The organism is Arenicella sp. 4NH20-0111, from assembly GCF_040366405.1.
In the GTDB taxonomy this organism is placed as follows: domain Bacteria; phylum Pseudomonadota; class Gammaproteobacteria; order Arenicellales; family Arenicellaceae; genus Arenicella.
The window spans coordinates 84360-100612 of record NZ_BAABWF010000011.1 but is presented as its reverse complement, the minus strand read 5'-3'; the positions used below and the strand labels follow the sequence as shown (position 1 = coordinate 100612).

The 16253-nt window shown below is 45.5% G+C and carries 14 protein-coding genes; 13 read left to right on the top strand and 1 reads right to left on the bottom strand.

What is annotated here, in order from left to right; all coding sequences use genetic code 11:
• Window positions 1-77 precede the first annotated feature (77 nt).
• The 8 genes from ABWW54_RS17955 to lolD all read left to right on the top strand — a co-directional run bounded on the left by ABWW54_RS17955 (window position 78) and on the right by lolD (window position 8805).
• A complete protein-coding gene (locus ABWW54_RS17955) occupies window positions 78-1037 on the top strand; it encodes an NAD(P)H-dependent flavin oxidoreductase (protein WP_502907828.1) in 960 nt (319 codons plus the stop codon).
• A 269-nt stretch (window positions 1038-1306) separates the two neighbouring features.
• Complete coding sequence (locus tag ABWW54_RS17950) at window positions 1307-1645, top strand: P-II family nitrogen regulator (RefSeq protein ID WP_353414314.1); 339 nt, start codon at window positions 1307-1309, stop codon at window positions 1643-1645.
• A gap of 146 nt (window positions 1646-1791) precedes the next feature.
• A complete protein-coding gene (locus ABWW54_RS17945) occupies window positions 1792-3072 on the top strand; it encodes an ammonium transporter (protein WP_353414289.1) in 1281 nt (426 codons plus the stop codon).
• Between the two features lie 135 nt (window positions 3073-3207).
• Complete coding sequence (locus ABWW54_RS17940; RefSeq protein ID WP_353414287.1) at window positions 3208-3993, top strand: SPOR domain-containing protein; 786 nt, start codon at window positions 3208-3210, stop codon at window positions 3991-3993.
• 72 nt (window positions 3994-4065) lie between these two features.
• Window positions 4066-5164, top strand: a protein-coding gene (gene prfB / locus ABWW54_RS17935; RefSeq protein WP_502907829.1) for a peptide chain release factor 2 whose coding sequence is annotated in 2 segments (ribosomal slippage) — window positions 4066-4140 and window positions 4142-5164 — 1098 coding nt in all. Because the reading frame shifts where the segments join, the coding sequence is not laid out codon by codon here.
• A gap of 100 nt (window positions 5165-5264) precedes the next feature.
• Window positions 5265-6782: a lysine--tRNA ligase gene (gene lysS, locus ABWW54_RS17930; protein WP_353414283.1), complete on the top strand. Its 1518-nt coding sequence runs from the start codon at window positions 5265-5267 to the stop codon at window positions 6780-6782.
• A gap of 79 nt (window positions 6783-6861) precedes the next feature.
• Window positions 6862-8115: a lipoprotein-releasing ABC transporter permease subunit gene (locus ABWW54_RS17925; RefSeq protein WP_353414281.1), complete on the top strand. Its 1254-nt coding sequence runs from the start codon at window positions 6862-6864 to the stop codon at window positions 8113-8115.
• A gap of 9 nt (window positions 8116-8124) precedes the next feature.
• On the top strand, window positions 8125-8805 hold the full coding sequence (lolD, locus tag ABWW54_RS17920; protein ID WP_353414279.1) for a lipoprotein-releasing ABC transporter ATP-binding protein LolD: 681 nt from the start codon (window positions 8125-8127) through the stop codon (window positions 8803-8805).
• 63 nt (window positions 8806-8868) lie between these two features.
• Here lolD and ABWW54_RS17915 read toward each other — a convergent pair whose 3' ends face one another.
• Window positions 8869-9384 (bottom strand): DUF2062 domain-containing protein, encoded by a 516-nt coding sequence (locus ABWW54_RS17915; protein ID WP_353414277.1) that lies wholly within the window; start codon window positions 9382-9384, stop codon window positions 8869-8871.
• A gap of 287 nt (window positions 9385-9671) precedes the next feature.
• On the opposite strand from ABWW54_RS17915, the gene ABWW54_RS17910 reads away from it, so the two are divergent.
• The 5 genes from ABWW54_RS17910 to lpxK all read left to right on the top strand — a co-directional run bounded on the left by ABWW54_RS17910 (window position 9672) and on the right by lpxK (window position 16249).
• The gene (locus tag ABWW54_RS17910) at window positions 9672-12056 is read left to right on the top strand and encodes a DNA internalization-related competence protein ComEC/Rec2 (RefSeq protein ID WP_353414275.1); all 2385 of its coding nucleotides are present in this window, start codon (window positions 9672-9674) and stop codon (window positions 12054-12056) included.
• Between the two features lie 174 nt (window positions 12057-12230).
• Window positions 12231-12830, top strand: a complete 600-nt coding sequence (locus ABWW54_RS17905; protein WP_353414273.1) for a MotA/TolQ/ExbB proton channel family protein — start codon at window positions 12231-12233, stop codon at window positions 12828-12830.
• Between the two features lie 10 nt (window positions 12831-12840).
• On the top strand, window positions 12841-13275 hold the full coding sequence (locus ABWW54_RS17900; protein WP_353414272.1) for an ExbD/TolR family protein: 435 nt from the start codon (window positions 12841-12843) through the stop codon (window positions 13273-13275).
• 127 nt (window positions 13276-13402) lie between these two features.
• Window positions 13403-15232, top strand: coding sequence for a lipid A export permease/ATP-binding protein MsbA (gene msbA, locus ABWW54_RS17895; protein ID WP_353414270.1), 1830 nt, complete (start codon window positions 13403-13405; stop codon window positions 15230-15232).
• A gap of 27 nt (window positions 15233-15259) precedes the next feature.
• The gene (lpxK, locus tag ABWW54_RS17890; protein ID WP_353414268.1) at window positions 15260-16249 is read left to right on the top strand and encodes a tetraacyldisaccharide 4'-kinase; all 990 of its coding nucleotides are present in this window, start codon (window positions 15260-15262) and stop codon (window positions 16247-16249) included.
• Window positions 16250-16253: the final 4 nt, after the last annotated feature.

Below are 16253 nucleotides of genomic sequence, written 5' to 3'. Positions count from 1 at the left end.
ACGAAAGCTATTGAGAGTTTTTAGGTGCCGATTTAGTATGAGGTCTGTGTTGTTAAACTGATCGGATAAATTAAATTATGGCTGTTCCTGAAATCTTACGAAACCTCACTGTGCCGGTGATAGCGGCCCCGATGTTCATTGTGTCTGGCAAAGAGATGGTACTAGAGCAATGCAAATCTGGAATCGTTGGGTCTTTTCCAGCTTTAAATGCGCGAGGAGAGGGCGAATTTGAGCGTTGGCTCATTGAGATAACAGAGGAGCTTGACCGATATAACCAAGCCAATCCAGATAGACCAGCGGCCCCATTTGCGGTCAATCAAATCGTCTTTAAGTCAAATGCACGACTGCATGAAGACATGGAGCTGTGTGTCAAATATAAAGTTCCCATCATTATTACCTCGTTAGGAGCTAACACCGAGGTTAACGCGGCTGCACATTCCTACGGGGGCATTGTTTTTCACGATGTAATCAATCAAAGGTTTGCCAGAAAAGCGATCGAAAAGGGCGCAGATGGTCTTATTGCGGTGGCCTCAGGAGCGGGTGGTCATGCTGGGGCGCAGAGTCCATTTGCAATCATTCAAGAGACTCGCGAATGGTTTGATGGCCCATTGGCTCTTTCCGGCTGTATTGCGACGGGAGACTCAGTCTTGGCAGCACAGGCAATGGGAGCCGATTTTGGCTATATAGGTTCTGCGTTTATAGCAACTCAAGAAGCAAATGCAGCTGATGCTTATAAAAATATGGTAGTTGACTGTGATGCAGATGACATCGTCTATTCTGATTACTTTACCGGAGTCTCAGGTAATTACTTAAAGCCAAGTATCAAAGACGCTGGAATGGACCCCAATAACCTTCCTAAAGGTGATATCAGCGCGATGAGTAAGTTAACGGATGAGCAAAGCGATGCGAAAGCGTGGAAAGACATCTGGGGTTGTGGGCAAGGAATCGGCGCTGTTGATGCTGTTGATTCAATCGCTGATCGAGTCGAAAAACTTAAATCTGAATACGACGCAGCACGCTCTAGGCTGAGTCTGTAAAAAGATAGGGGATAATCAAGCTAGGCGGCTAAACAGGCCGCCAATGCACTCATCCAGCGCAAAAGGATTTGCTTATCGATGGCCAAAATAAGGAATATTTGAATGTTTTTTTTGCGATTGGCCGCAGAAACTTTTATTACTTGCTCACTTTGAGTAGAATTTGCGCCACTGTCTATAGAGCGCAGATTGATTAATCGTATATGCAGAAAGTGCCAAACAGTGAAGGGGCAATCTGCTTATGCATGCACATAAAATATTAGGAGAAAATGATGAAGTTAGTAACGGCTATTATTCGTCCATTTAAGTTAGACGATGTTAAAGACGCCCTGTCTGCCATTGGCGTGATGGGAATGACGGTGTCGGAGGTTAAAGGGTTTGGTCGTCAGAAAGGGCATACCGAAATCTATCGTGGCGCTGAGTACGCCATTGATTTTATCCCTAAAACTAAAATTGAAGTCGCTGTCGCGGATGACGTGCTGGATAAGGTGGTCGATGCGATTGTTGAATCCGCTAAGGGTAATAAAGTGGGTGATGGCAAAATTTTCGTTACTGCGTTGGATAACGTAATTCGAATCCGTACTGGCGAAACGGGATCTGAAGCGATTTAGAAGCGGACGGTTTGTTTGTTACCCAAACCGATTGGGCGAAATTAAGCTTGGCGACGTTGGCATTCCGTATTGACGGTAAACGTGCACAAAAATAAAAGGGTTTATAAAAAAAACACTAAAACCCGAAGAAATAAATAGGATGTTAGATGAAATATTTTAAACAAACGTTGGTCTTATGTACGACCGCGCTAGCGCCATTTGCTGCCTTTGCAGATGAGCTAAATTCGGGAGACACTGCGTGGATGCTTACCTCGTCGGCGCTGGTGCTCTTTATGCTGTTACCTGGTCTGTCTTTGTTTTATGCGGGCCTAGTTCGAAGTAAGAATGTTCTTTCTGTTCTGATGCAGTGCTTCTCTATTGCGTGTGCCATGTCGATTCTTTGGTTCTTGGTCGGCTACAGTTTGGCGTTCAGTGGCGATGGTGCCTGGATCGGGAACCTGGACAAAGCCTTTCTCAAGGGCGTTAGCTTTGATTCAATGAGTGGCACCATTCCAGAGTCTGTATTCGTCGTCTTCCAGATGACTTTTATCATGATTACGCCTGCTCTATTTGTGGGTGGGTTTGCTGAAAGAATGAACTTTGCACCAATGTTTGTGTTCTCGATCTTATGGTCGTTGATCGTTTACGTGCCTGTTACTCATTGGGTTTGGGGCGGTGGCTGGTTGGCTGAAAAGGGTCTGTTGGATTTCGCTGGTGGTACGGTGGTGCACGTCACCGCGGGTGTCTCTGCCTTGGTTGCTGCGCTGGTGGTCGGAAACAGAACTGGGTTTCCTGAACGACCCATGACGCCACACAGTATGGCGTTGACTGTCGCCGGTGCCGGAATGCTGTGGTTTGGTTGGTTTGGGTTCAATGGCGGGTCTGCCGTTGCCGCTAACGGTGGCGCAGGAATGGCCATGTTGGTTACTCACTTAAGCGCCGCCGCAGGCTCATTGGCTTGGATGGCAATTGAGTGGATTCGTTTTCGTAAGCCAAGCGTTTTAGGAATAGTCACTGGTATGGTGGCAGGTCTGGGAACAATCACGCCTGCATCAGGGTTCGTAGGACCAATGGGTGGCGTTATTATCGGGCTTTGTGGTGGAACAGTTTGCTATTTTGCGACTCAGCTTATTAAAAGTATTTGGAAAATAGACGATTCTTTGGATGTTTTTCCAGTACATGGCGTTGGTGGTGCATTAGGCACGATTTTAGCAGCCGTGTTTGTTTCCAGTTCATGGGGGGGTGTCGGGTATGCTCAAGGCATGGGGCTTGGGTCTCAATTGGGTGTACAAGTGCTGGGCGTTGTTGCGACGGGGGTTTATGCAGCTGTGGTGTCGTATGTGCTGCTCAAAGTTATCGCAATTGTACTGCCGTTGCGAGCTGATGCGGAAATAGAACAGCAAGGTCTAGATGTTACTCAGCATTGCGAAACGGGGTACAATCTCTAGTTAGTCAAACTTATTAGTAAAGTAGGCATTGAGAAAGAGGCTGGTTTATCCAGCCTCTTTTTTGTAATCTGTATTTAGGTATTTATTAGGCTATAGTTATTGGTATTGTTGTTGTCCACCCTTTATTAAATCAAAGTGAAAAGTTTATTTACCTATATGTTGGCCGTGTTGCCACTGTGCATGACGTTTTCCATTCTCGCTTCTGTAGAATACTCAGCGGGAATGACCTCTTACATGAACAGTGACTTTGACGCTGCACAGAGACAATGGCTGAAAGCCGCCGATTTAAACGACCCCAAGGCGATGTTTAACTTGGGACTGTTGCATGAGCGTCAACGAATATCCGGTGCGAGTGAAGCAAGGGCCGACCATTGGTTTCGCTCCGCAGGTGATGCCGGTTATGCGCCCGCTGACTATCATTTGGCGCGCAGATTACAACTCAGAGGGTTGGATGCCGAGTCTGATGCTTTGTTACGAAGAGCGGCGGCGTCCGGTTTCTTGCTAGCGCAAGAGCAATTGGGAATTCAACCTCAGCCGCAGGCCAATCGTCAAGAAAGCGGCATCGCTAAAGAGCTGACTAAACAGAGGCCAGAGTCTTCTGTCAGTCAAGTGGATTCACGTAATTATCAAGGAGAGCGCTGGATTCTTGCACAGTTGTCTGGTGCTTGGACTATTCAAATGCTTGCGTTTAGTGAAGAAGCTAAAGTCCGCAACTTCATTGATGATCATGGATTGCATCGTAATGCGGCTTATTTTTTGGATAGGAGTCAATCGACGCCACTCTTCAAGCTGATTTACGGAGCCTATGCGACCAAACAAGAAGCGGATGCGGCGCGTTCAGGATTTACCTCTCAATTAAAAGAGCATGGACCATGGCTGCGGCCGATTAAAGGCGTGCAGGCCATTATTAAAGGTGGTTAAACGGTTTTATTACAGTAATAATTCAGTTATCGTTCGCAACCTTAATTTTGTGCCACACACAGTTATAGAAAAATCATGGAATTAAATCCACTTTTTGAGAAAGGCAAAGACCTAGCGGATCGCGGTGAATTGCTTAGGGGGTACCTTTGACTTTGATACAAAGGCAGAGAGGCTAGAAGAAGTATTGCGTCAAATGGAGGACCCCAGTATCTGGGAGGACCCTCAGTTTGCGCAAAAATTAGGACAAGAACGTGCTTCCTTAGAGAAAGTAGTGGGGACCCTCAGTCGACTTAAATCTGGTGTGGCTGAAAGCATGGAGATGCTTGAGTTGGCTCACGAAGAGCAAGATCAGGAATTGGTGGATGAAGTCACCGCTGATCTTGTGTCACTGGAGCAGGATTTGGGAGTGCTCGAGTTTCAACGTATGTTTTCTGGACCGATGGATGCCAATAACGCGTTCATCGACATACAGTCTGGTTCAGGAGGCACCGAGGCTCAGGATTGGGCAAATATGCTATTAAGGCAATATTTACGCTGGGCTGAAGCCCAGGGCTTTAATGTTGAAGTAATTGAAGTATCCGCAGGCGATGTGGCTGGCATCAAAAGCGCCACGGTCAAGGTATCGGGAGAGTACGCTTTCGGATTTTTGAGAACCGAAACTGGAGTGCATAGATTGGTGAGAAAATCACCTTTCGATTCTGGAAACAGACGACATACTTCATTTGCCTCATTATTCGCTTACCCTGAAATAGACGACAGTGTCGACGTTGAAATCAACCCCGCGGATATAAGAATAGATACGTATCGAGCCAGTGGCGCTGGTGGTCAACATGTAAATAAAACAGATTCTGCTGTTCGAATAACGCATGAACCTACGGGCATTGTCGTACAATGTCAGAGTGATCGTTCGCAGCACCGAAATAAGGACGCTGCGTTTTCGATGTTAAAAGCACGTTTGTACGAACATGAGATGCAAATACGGCGATCAGAGCAGCAGGCGCAGGAAGATGAGAAGTCGGACATCGGTTGGGGGTCTCAGATTCGCTCTTACGTTTTAGATCAATCTAGGATTAAGGATTTAAGAACAGGCGTAGAAACTGGTAATACGCAGGCCGTTTTAGATGGCGACTTAAACCAGTTTATTGAAGCAAGTTTAAAGCAAGGCTTGTGATTTCATGCCATGCCAGACAGTGTCGGGTGTGGTTTGAATTGTATAAATTAAAATATCGACCATTAAGAGGTTGGTATCTCGACAGAAAAGTAGAAGAACTGTGACTAACGAAACTCAAGACTCTCAAATAGACGAAAACGAACTTATTCGGCAACGCCGAGAAAAGTTAACGGCCTGGCGTGAAAGCACTCAAGCTTATCCGAACACATTCAAACCAGAGGACCTTGCTGGTGATTTGTCGGAGAAGTACGGTGATATTGATAAGCCTGAATTGGAAGAATTAGGCGTTGAAGTTTCGGTTGCTGGCCGAATGATGAGCCGTAGAATCATGGGTAAGGCAAGTTTTGCGCATCTGCAAGACCGCTCAGGCCAGCGAGTTCAAATATACGTGTCTCGTGATGCGTTACCTGAAGGCTTTTATAACGAGTCCTTCAAAAAATGGGATATCGGTGACATTGTTGGCGCCAAAGGCACTCTGTTCAAAACCAACAAAGGCGAATTAAGCGTTAAGGTGACTTACGTCGAATTGTTAGTTAAATCTCTAAGACCCTTGCCTGAGAAATTCAATGGGCTTAAAGATAAAGAAACAGCGTATCGGCAACGATATGTGGATTTAATAATGAGCGAGGAAAGTCGTGCGGTGTTTACCACGCGCTCTAAGATCGTTAATTTTATCCGTAACTTTTTGATTGAAAAAGAATTTTTGGAAGTCGAGACACCAATGATGCACCCTGTGCTTGGCGGGGCAGCCGCGAAGCCGTTCACCACACATCATAATGCCTTAGACATGCCTTTGTACTTACGCATCGCACCGGAATTGTATTTAAAGCGTTTGGTAGTGGGTGGATTTGAGCGTGTATTCGAAGTAAATCGAAACTTCAGAAATGAAGGGTTGAGTACTCGACATAATCCCGAGTTTACAATGCTCGAATTCTATTTGGCTTACGCTGACCACAATGATTTGATGGATATTACTGAGGAAATGTTCAAAGGGATTGCCCAAAGTGTGACTGAATCCGGCTCCATTGATTATCAAGGTCAAGAAATAGACTTTAATAAGCCATTTCATCGTCTCAGTGTCGTTGATTCGATATTGCAATATAATTCCTCTCTAACTAAGGATGATGTTGCAGATCGAGATACGCTGGTGGCTTACGCTCAGTCATTGGGCGTGCCGATTTACGATAACTATGGATTAGGAAAGGTTCAAATCGAGGTGTTCGAAAAAACGGTTGAAGATCAATTAATGGAGCCTACCTTTATCACCGAGTACCCCGTGGAGGTTTCACCGCTCTCTAGAAGGAACGACGAAGATGACTTTGTGACTGATCGCTTTGAGCTCTTTATCGGTGGTCGGGAGATTGCTAACGGTTTCTCTGAATTAAATGATCCTGAAGATCAGGCTGAACGGTTTCAACGCCAAGTGGCTGATAAAGCAGCAGGCGATGATGAAGCCATGGAGTATGATGCTGACTACATTCGAGCATTAGAATATGGAATGCCTCCGACCGCTGGCGAAGGTATCGGCATTGATCGTCTGGTGATGCTATTTACGAATAGCCCGTCTATTCGTGATGTATTACTGTTTCCCCATATGCGCCCCGAAGCGGAGTTGTAGCGATAGAATGTCGCGCATTGTGTGGCCTCAGAATCATTGGTAGGGCCGTAAAGCTTCTTTAATACTGAGCGAAAATCGAATGGCTAAAATTAATATTCCCTTGATGGTCGGTGCGCGTTATTCGCGCGCTAAACGACGCAATGGGTTTATCTCATTTATATCGGCTATCTCAATGATTGGGATAGCGCTTGGTGTTTGGGTGATCATTACCGTTGTATCGATAATGAACGGGTTTGGAAACGAACTGCGAGGGCGAATTTTAGACGTTACGCCTCACATTACAATTACTGGTCAGGGAGGGTGGCTTAAAGGATGGGAAAACTTGGAAGCCGAGTTGAAGCCTCGTTCAGACATCAAAGGCTATGCACCCTATATTTATGCTCAGGGTTTAGCAACCTTCAGTGGAAATGTTACCGGCGCATTAGTTCGAGGAGTGTTGCCAGAATACGAGAAAACCGTATCGGTAGTGCCCGAAAATATGGAGCAAGGGGCGTTCTCAACGCTACAGGCAGGAAAATATAATGTGATTTTGGGTGAAGGGCTGGCGTATAAACTTAACGCTCAAGTGGGAGATAAGGTGACACTAATTTCTCCGCAAGGCCAATCGACTCCAGCTGGATTAATGCCAAGACTTAGACGGTTCACGGTATCCGGAACGTTTGGCGGTATTGGGCCAGATGATTATGATGGTGCTTTGGCGTTCATACACATGAAGGATGCGGCAAAGCTCTACAAGTCAGGCAGTCAAGTATCTGGTGTTAGGTTAACGTTAGATGAGCCATATTCGGCACGCCAAACTGCCGGTGAAATCGCTGTGGATCTGGATTATCGATACATTGTTGACAATTGGACTCGTCAACATAAGAGCTTCTTCCGTGCGTTAGAGGTTGAACGCAGAATGACGTTCATCGTGTTATTTTTGGTTGTGGCGGTAGCGGCTTTTAATATTGTGTCTACCTTGGTTATGGTGGTCACGGATAAGCGTGCTGATATCGCTATTTTGCGTACACTTGGTTTGTCTCCCAAGGGTGTGATGGGAATTTTCTTTGTTCAAGGTGTGACATCTGGCATCACCGGTACGATAATTGGCGCAGTCGCAGGCGTGTTGACGGCATTAAACATAACCACGATTATTAACTTTATTGAAGGATTGATCGGGTATCAATTGTTTCCAGCGGACGTATACATTATTACTGACTTTCCAGCGGAATTACGTTGGTCTGATGTTTGGACGGTGGTGTCAGTATCAATTGTTATCAGCATGTTGGCCACCTTGTTCCCCTCTTGGCAGGCTTCTAAAACCCAACCAGCCGAAGCGCTGCGCTATGAGTAGGAGGTTGTTTTGACTACAGGAATTTTGCATTGCCAGCAACTCGGTAAAACTTACACCGAAGGTCCAAATGACGTTACCGTATTGGATGGCGTTAATTTAGATATTCAATCTGGTGAGAGGATTGCCATTGTTGGAACCTCTGGGTCTGGTAAAAGCACACTTTTGCACTTGCTTGGTGGCTTAGATTTGCCTACCACTGGGTCGATTTGGGTTGACGGCCAAGAGTTATCAGGGATGTCTGATAAGCGGCGTGGAGACATTAGAAATGAATACTTAGGGTTTGTTTATCAGTTTCACCACTTGCTTCCTGAATTTACGGCGGTGGATAACGTTGCCATGCCTTTATTGATTCGAGGTGTAGATGCTAAAGAAGCGCGAGACAGAGCAAGCACACTTTTGTCAAACATGGGGCTTGATGATAGGTTGTCTCATCGCCCGGTGGAGTTGTCTGGAGGCGAGCGTCAACGAGCAGCGATTGCTAGAGCGTTGGTTACAGAGCCCAGTGTTGTTTTAGCCGATGAGCCAACTGGAAACCTTGATGAAAAAACCGCTGATGCGGTATTTAATATGATGCTGGAACTAAATGAACGCGTAGGAACCGCGTTGGTAATGGTGACGCACGACACTAGCCTAGCAGCCAGAATGGATAAGTCATATCATTTGGAGCGTGGGCATTTAACTCTTGGCTAAAAGCCGCTTGCTTCTTTTTTGACTAGGCGTTCTTAACGAATCAGAAGAGGGAGTTGGTAATGGCTATTTTTTTCGAGCCAATCGCATAAGTTGCCTTCTTTTCCAGCGTTGCCTGATCTGAGATCTCCATAGGTAGCTGATTAAAAAGTGTGTGCTTATACTCAATATTAATCCAATAGTGAGGCAGCCCAACCATAATGCGGCGTAGTGAGTGCCAGCTTGCATCAACGTGATTTCATTAAGGGCGATTGGATTTAATTGCAGTATCTTGGCACCCAATAAGTAGCATGGTGTGTAAAGAGGTATCCAGGTTAGTGGATTAGAGAGCCACACGCACGCTAGGGCAAAAGGAAGATTGCCGCCCATTAAAACCGCGAGAAAAATGGCAGGGACCATTTCAAACGGCATGGGCAAAAACGCACAGAATAGACCGATAGCAACTCCTTTAGCCGTACTTTGGCGATTGAATGCCCATACCTCTGGTTGTTTCAACCCATCTCCAAAAATATGGAGGTATCGGTATTGCTGAATTTCCGTGTAGGTCGGTAAGTACTTTCGAAGATTTTTTAACAGGTGCACAGCGGTGGAATCAAATTATGGCAATTAACACTGACGGTAAACATAGTATATGTCGAGTGTGGATAATATCGATACTATACCTTGGTCGCGTAACGTAATTGTCACGATCACAACATTGTTGTCAAATAAGGCTGTTTAGCATGGGTTTTAATTCATTTTAAATAAGCTTATAGTTAAGGTGAAGCCAAAATGGATTTGGCCATCATTCAACCCCTCAGAGAAGAAAAAACGTTTTTGTGAAGGAGCGTTTTTTGCCTGGGGCCAGTAGCTACTGAATAAGGATATTCATGGATTCAATCAAACCTCTGGAATTTGCACTCGCCGGAACATTATATAAGCGTTTTGTCCTATGGCGTGCAGAGTTTCTATTGGCGCTGTCTAATTCTTACCTAGGTTTGTTGAGCTTTATATTGGGGACCACCATACCCGCGTTTCAAAGCCAACTGTTCCCGCTTGTGCCACTTAGCTTGATGTTAGTTTTGAGTCTATTGATGACGATTTGGAAGCGGCCCTTTTTGTTTTTATTGTTGCTCAATGTCGGTTTGTTGTTGGCAACCTACCGGTTCGGCGCCCATTTAGAGACTCAATTCCCTCCTCGATGGGAGCGTAAGGAAATTCAGCTGGTTGGTGAGGTGATTGGGATGCCCAAAAAGCAAGATCAAGACATCTCGTTTCAATTTAGAGTACGTAATCAGGTGTTGCCTTTGGATTTAGAGCACCTGATCGGCGAGAAACTTCAGTTGGCCTGCTATCGTTGCCCGCTGGACATCGTGACGACTCAGCAGTGGAAATTTACTGTTCGATTAAAAAGGCCTCATGGCTACAGTAGCGCCGGCGCATTCGATTACGAAAAGTATCTATTTAGAAATAAAATAGTCGCTAAAGGGTACGTACGGCTAAAGTCGGAAAATATCAAATTACGTAATGCGTCAGCCAACCTTGCGCAATACAGAATAGGCGTAAAGAATCGGTTACTCGCTTCCTTGAAATCAGAATCTGCGGGGTTCAATATCATTGTCGCTTTGAGTATCGGTGACAAAAGTAGCTTCAGCTCAAAACAACGTCGGATTTTGCAGGATTCTGGTCTTAGTCATTTAATTGCCATATCGGGTTTGCATATCGGTTTGGTCTTTATCTGTTGTTTTGGGTTGACTGGCTTGGTTTTGAACCGGACTCCAATCTTGTTCGAGTCCTGCCCCAAACTGTATCTGTGTCTGTTTTGCGCTTTGGTCTGTGCTTTTGGTTATTCAGCGCTAGCTGGGTTTGCTGTTTCTACGCAGAGAGCCTTAGTGATGCTGCTACTGTTTTCGATTGCAAAGGTAGGCGTTCGAGACACATCTCTACTTAAAGTATTGCTAATAGCGGCGGTTGTGATTTTGTTGTATGACCCTTTTTCTATACTCGATATCGGTTTTTGGCTGTCGTGCGGTGCGGTGGTTGTGATTCACTTTTCGGCTCGAAACGGAGAGAAAGTCAGTCTTCTAAAGCTCCAGCCAATGCTGTGGTTAGGAATGGCGCCATTAACCGTTCATTTTTTCGGCAAACTGTCGTTGATGTCTCCGGTATTGAACTTATTTGCGGTGCCTCTCTTTTGTTTGCTATTGATACCTCTGACTTTGTTCGCGGTGCTCCTCAATGAAATCGGACTTACCGTGATCGCTAAACCAGCCTTGCATTTCTTGGACGTTGTTTATGTGAAGATATTCATCTTGCTCGATTTCCTGGTGAGTCATTCATTTGCATCCATTAGTCTGCCCACTGTGTCGTGGTGGACCATCTTAGTATTGATGTTGCTGGTAATGACTTACCGCTTTAAGTCTCGATGGAGATGGTGGTTTCTAGTATTGTATCCGGTCCTCCTCCTTTTTCCTGCTGCCGCTGCCACTGAGAAACCCTCATTAAAAATCGCATTGTTGGATGTAGGGCAAGGGTTAGCCATGGTGATTCAATCGAGTGAGGGGGTGACCGTCTTTGATACCGGTCCGCGATACAGCAGTGGCTTCACGGCAGCAAACGCTGTGCTAGTACCCTATTTGCGTTCAGAAGGCATCAGAAAGGTTGATCGATTGATTATCAGTCACGCTGACAATGATCACATTGGAGGCCTCCAAGCTCTAAGGCAATCTATTTTCGTAAAGAAAACGTTAACCAGCAGGACTGATAAAATTCCGAGCGCGTCTGAGTGCTTGGCTGGACAAACCTGGTCTGAGGGAATGACCTCATTTTTGTTTATTAGTCCAAATAAGGGCACGCCTAAAGGAAGCAACAATAGGTCTTGCGTTTTACGGATACAACACGGTTCGATTTCCTTTCTGATTACCGCAGACATTGAAAAGCAGGTTGAGCGATTTCTTCTGAGTCAAGGACAGACCTTGGAATCGACAATCATGTTAGTCCCTCATCAGGGGAGTAAGACCTCATCTACACCTGAATTTATAGAAATAGTTAACCCTAAGCTTGTGCTGGTTGCTGCTGGCTACCTAAACCATTATGGCCACCCTCATAAAGACGTGATTGAAAGATACAATCACAAAGGCATTCCAGTGCTTTCAACAATCGATTCAGGAACGATCGAAATCGAGATTGACGAGCATGGCTACGTTGTGGAGGAGCACAGAGTTGTTCAAAAGCGTTTTTGGCATTGGCGAAACAATACGAACGAGAATATTTAGACACCGAATAAAAACACGCGCTCTAAAAAGCATAGTTTGATAGACTTCGCCAAGCTTAGATTAAAAGCTATAACAATATAAAGTGACCAAACTCTAATGTTTTGGCCCGTTCGCTTTGAATGAGTCAGAATCCAAGCTTGGTTTTCAAATTTAACGCTTTCAGCAGGGTTTTCGATGTTTGAATTATTCCGAGCGGGTGGCCCGCTTATGTGGATTATCCTTCTTTGTTCTTTGGTTGCGCTGACTATTATTTTTGAGCGCTTACTCACCTTGAGAACTCGCCAAGTCGCGCCCGGTAATTTGCGAGAACAAATTATAGAGTTGGCGACATCAGGCCGCGTCACCTCAGATAGAATTCAGAAAGTACGTGAACATTCTCCACTAGGGCAAGTTCTGGCCGCCGGTCTGGAAAATCTCCATTTGGGTGAAGCCGCGATGCGTGAATCATTGGAAGAGACTGGTAAGGTCGTCGTTCACAGACTTGGGCGCTATTTAAATACGTTGGGTACCATCGCATCGATAACCCCATTAATTGGTTTGTTGGGTACGGTTATTGGGATGATCAAAGTGTTTACAGCAATTACAGCGAGTGGAGTGGGCGACCCCACTGTGCTCTCTGGTGGCATTTCAGAGGCGCTTATAACCACGGCGGCTGGCTTGAGTGTTGGCATACCTTGCCTTATGTTCTATCGTCATTTTCGCGGTAAGATTGCCGAGCTCGCAGTTACTCTTGAGGAAGAGGCGTTGGCGCTTCTTGCTAGTCAAAAGAATTAGAGAGGCGGTTATGAATTTTGGTGCCCAAGGTGATCAGGACGAAACGGGGATAGAACTCACGCCGTTGATTGATGTGGTATTTTTGCTACTCATTTTTTTCATGATATCCACAACATTCACAAAAGAGACTTCGCTGAAGATCAACTTGCCGGAATCTTCTGGTGAACAGGTTTCTGCTGTGCCCACCAGTGTTGAAATTCAGATTAGTGCCGAAGCACAGTATGCCATCGCGGCTGATACTGATAGCGTCGCTCAGCCTTTAATTAATTCAACACGCGAAACACTTAAAAGAGCATTGTCTGGTTTCCAATCTGAACAAAAAGTCTTACTAATTATTAGAGCGGATAGAAAGGCTCCCCACGAGTCTGTTATAAAAGTGATGGATGTAGCACAGCAGCTAGGGTTAACCAATATTACCTTTGCGACTCAACAGGTAGAGCAATAATTCCAGCCGACTTTGCGATGAAATGCAGTTCTAACTCATGATCGTGAACCCGGTTTTGCGATTTAAGCATCCCGAATTCGGTTTCATGAAATTGGTTCCGCGAATCACTGAGCGATGAGAAATCACTATGCCAAACAGTTCTGATAAAACGACAGCAACTGCAGAGAAGCAAAAGAAAACTAGATTGCAAGACATCGACGTAAAAGCTACTTTATGGCGGCTCTTATCGTACATGCTTAAGCATAAAGTATTGTTGCTGGTAGCGATCGTATTTTTAATTGCCACAGGAGTCATCGAGGCCTCGTTTATAAACTCAATTGACACGATTCTCAAAAGCGGCTTTCTTCAGGGAGATGATTGGTATGTTCGCTGGTCCGGCTTGCTTTTGGTTGGCGTGTTAACAGCGAGGGCGATTACTGGCTACATTGGAAATTACAGCATGGCCAAAGTAGGCCGACTTGTGATTTTTTCGTTGAGGCAAGATATTTTTCGTAAGATGATTTGCTTACCGACGCCTTACTTTGATCGAACAACGTCTGCGCAAACGATCTCGAAGTTGATATACGACGTAGAGGCAACGTCTGTCGCGCTCACCGATACTCTCAGCATCATGTTTAGGGAGTCTTTCAAAGCCATCTGGCTAATCGGTTTTTTGTTTTGGTCAGAATGGCGCTTGACCTTGATCTTTATGCTGGTTGTTCCATTGGTTGTGTTGGCCGCAGCGTACACCAATAAGAGGTTTCGAAAAACGTCAAAGGAGATTCAAGGTTCAATGGGCGGCATTGGCGATACCGTTAAAGAGGCGGTGGTCGGCCAAAAAGTCATCAAGGTTTATAATGGTCAAGAGCAAGAAATTGAGAACTTTACGCGCGTCAACGAATTTAATTTCAGGCAAAATTTGAAACGAGCTCGCGTGTCTTCTGCGTTGGTGCCAATGACCATGCTGCTGGTAGCCCCAGCGATTGGTTTGATCTTATATATATTCCTGAATCATTTGCGTACAGGTCCAGAATCGGTGGTCCAGTTTTCTACTTATATTATGGCCTGCTTGGCTTTAATGAGCCCTCTTAAGAGGCTCGCTAAGGTCAATGAGAAAATTCAAGTTGGTGTAACGGCGGCGCGCAGTGTTTTTGATGTTATTGACGAGATTCCTGAGGTCGATACTGGCTCAATTCAGTTGGAGCAAATGCGCGGCGAAGTTCAGTTTAAAGACGTTTCATTTAAGTACCGAGACGATGACGAACAGGCCGTTTTAAAAGAGATTAACTTACACATCAAACCAGGAGAAAGAGTTGCACTAGTAGGTCCATCGGGAAGTGGGAAATCAACAATAACATCCCTCATTCTGCGGTTTTACAAGCCTCAGGTTGGAAAGATTTCCATTGATGGAACCAATGTGGACGATATCTGTTTGAAGGGCTTGCGTTCTCAGGTGGCGCTGGTTAGTCAAGAAACAACGCTATTTGACGACACAATTGGTCGAAACATTATGTATGGAATGTTAGATCAGTACGACGAAGCTAGACTCCAAGCTGCGATACGCGCAGCTCACGTGGACGAATTTCTCAATGAAATGCCGCTTGGGTTGGATACTATGGTAGGTGAAAGTGGTTTGCGTCTTTCCGGCGGGCAACGTCAGCGGGTTGCGATAGCGAGAGCCATCTATAAAAATGCTCCGATCTTGATTCTGGATGAGGCAACATCGGCGTTAGATAATAAGTCTGAGCGGTATGTACAAGATGCATTAGAGACACTAATGAAAGGGCGAACTTCTTTAGTGATCGCTCATCGTCTTTCCACGATAGAAAGCGCCGATAATATTATTGTTCTTGATCGTGGGGAAATCGTAGAGCAGGGGCCGCATAAGCGTTTGATTAAGAAAAACGGCGTGTATGCTGAGCTTCATCGAGCGCAATCTGGTAATGCAAAAAAGGGTTTCTTCTTCTGGAATCGATAGTCTTAAGCAGCAACTCTCAAGAGGAACATGGTAATTTTGCGTCGTATTATTGAACAAAGCTGGATCAAACCTAATATCGTTACCGTTGTTCTTTGGCCGCTATCGCTTATGTATCGGTTGTTGTTTGGTCTCCGGTCAATGTTATATGCCTCGGGTGTGATTAGCAGCTACAAGGCGCCAGTTCCTGTGTTGGTTGTGGGCAACCTGACCGTGGGAGGGACAGGAAAAACGCCGTTGGTGATTCATTTGGTAGAAACTCTTCGAGGGTTTGGCTTCAATCCAGGGGTTATTAGCCGTGGATATGGCGGGAGCGCGTCGGCGTATCCATACGTGGTAACGACAGATTCGCCAGTTGATGAATGCGGTGACGAACCGGCGTTAATCGTCAGTCGGACAGCCGTTCCGATGGTGGTGGGGCCAGATCGCAGGGCGTCGATAGAAGCTTTGTTGGCACTTACAGCGATAGATATCGTGATTAGTGATGATGGTTTGCAGCATCTTGCTCTGCAGCGAGACCTTGAAATTTGTTTAATGGACTCAACATCGCCTTTGGTGAACAATTTTCTATTACCGGCTGGGCCTTATAGAGAGGCGTTGTCTAGGCTGAAGACCGTTGATTTGATTGTGGATCACGGAGTAGACAACGACAGTGATCTTCGCTTCGCGATGAATTTGAGCCCTTCTGCGCCTCGGCCTGTCAGTCCTGAGGCTGGGTTTAGCCAACAGTTTCCTGCTGAATTTTCGTTTCACGCTGTTGCTGGTATTGGAAATCCTTCTCGATTTTTCAATACCTGCCGTACACTCGGTTATACGTTCAGTGAGCATAGATTTCCAGATCATCACCCATTTTCAAAAGATGATATCGACTTCGCCGGTGAAACCGTTTTAATGACGGAGAAAGACGCCGTTAAGTGTCAGAACTTTGCTCAATCGGAGCACTGGTATTTACCCGTAGATGCTACACTAAGCGCGAAATTTGATGGGGCTTTAAAGGCAAGGCTTACAAAGCTTAACTAACTTT

Coding starts and splice junctions, on each gene's coding strand:
- ABWW54_RS17955 (WP_502907828.1), top strand. CDS start 78: ATGGCTGTTCCTGAAATCTTACGAAACCTCACTGTGCCGGTGATAGCG.
- ABWW54_RS17950 (WP_353414314.1), top strand. CDS start 1,307: ATGAAGTTAGTAACGGCTATTATTCGTCCATTTAAGTTAGACGATGTT.
- ABWW54_RS17945 (WP_353414289.1), top strand. CDS start 1,792: ATGAAATATTTTAAACAAACGTTGGTCTTATGTACGACCGCGCTAGCG.
- ABWW54_RS17925 (WP_353414281.1), top strand. CDS start 6,862: ATGGCTAAAATTAATATTCCCTTGATGGTCGGTGCGCGTTATTCGCGC.
- ABWW54_RS17910 (WP_353414275.1), top strand. CDS start 9,672: ATGGATTCAATCAAACCTCTGGAATTTGCACTCGCCGGAACATTATAT.
- ABWW54_RS17905 (WP_353414273.1), top strand. CDS start 12,231: ATGTTTGAATTATTCCGAGCGGGTGGCCCGCTTATGTGGATTATCCTT.
- ABWW54_RS17900 (WP_353414272.1), top strand. CDS start 12,841: ATGAATTTTGGTGCCCAAGGTGATCAGGACGAAACGGGGATAGAACTC.
- msbA (WP_353414270.1), top strand. CDS start 13,403: ATGCCAAACAGTTCTGATAAAACGACAGCAACTGCAGAGAAGCAAAAG.
- lpxK (WP_353414268.1), top strand. CDS start 15,260: ATGGTAATTTTGCGTCGTATTATTGAACAAAGCTGGATCAAACCTAAT.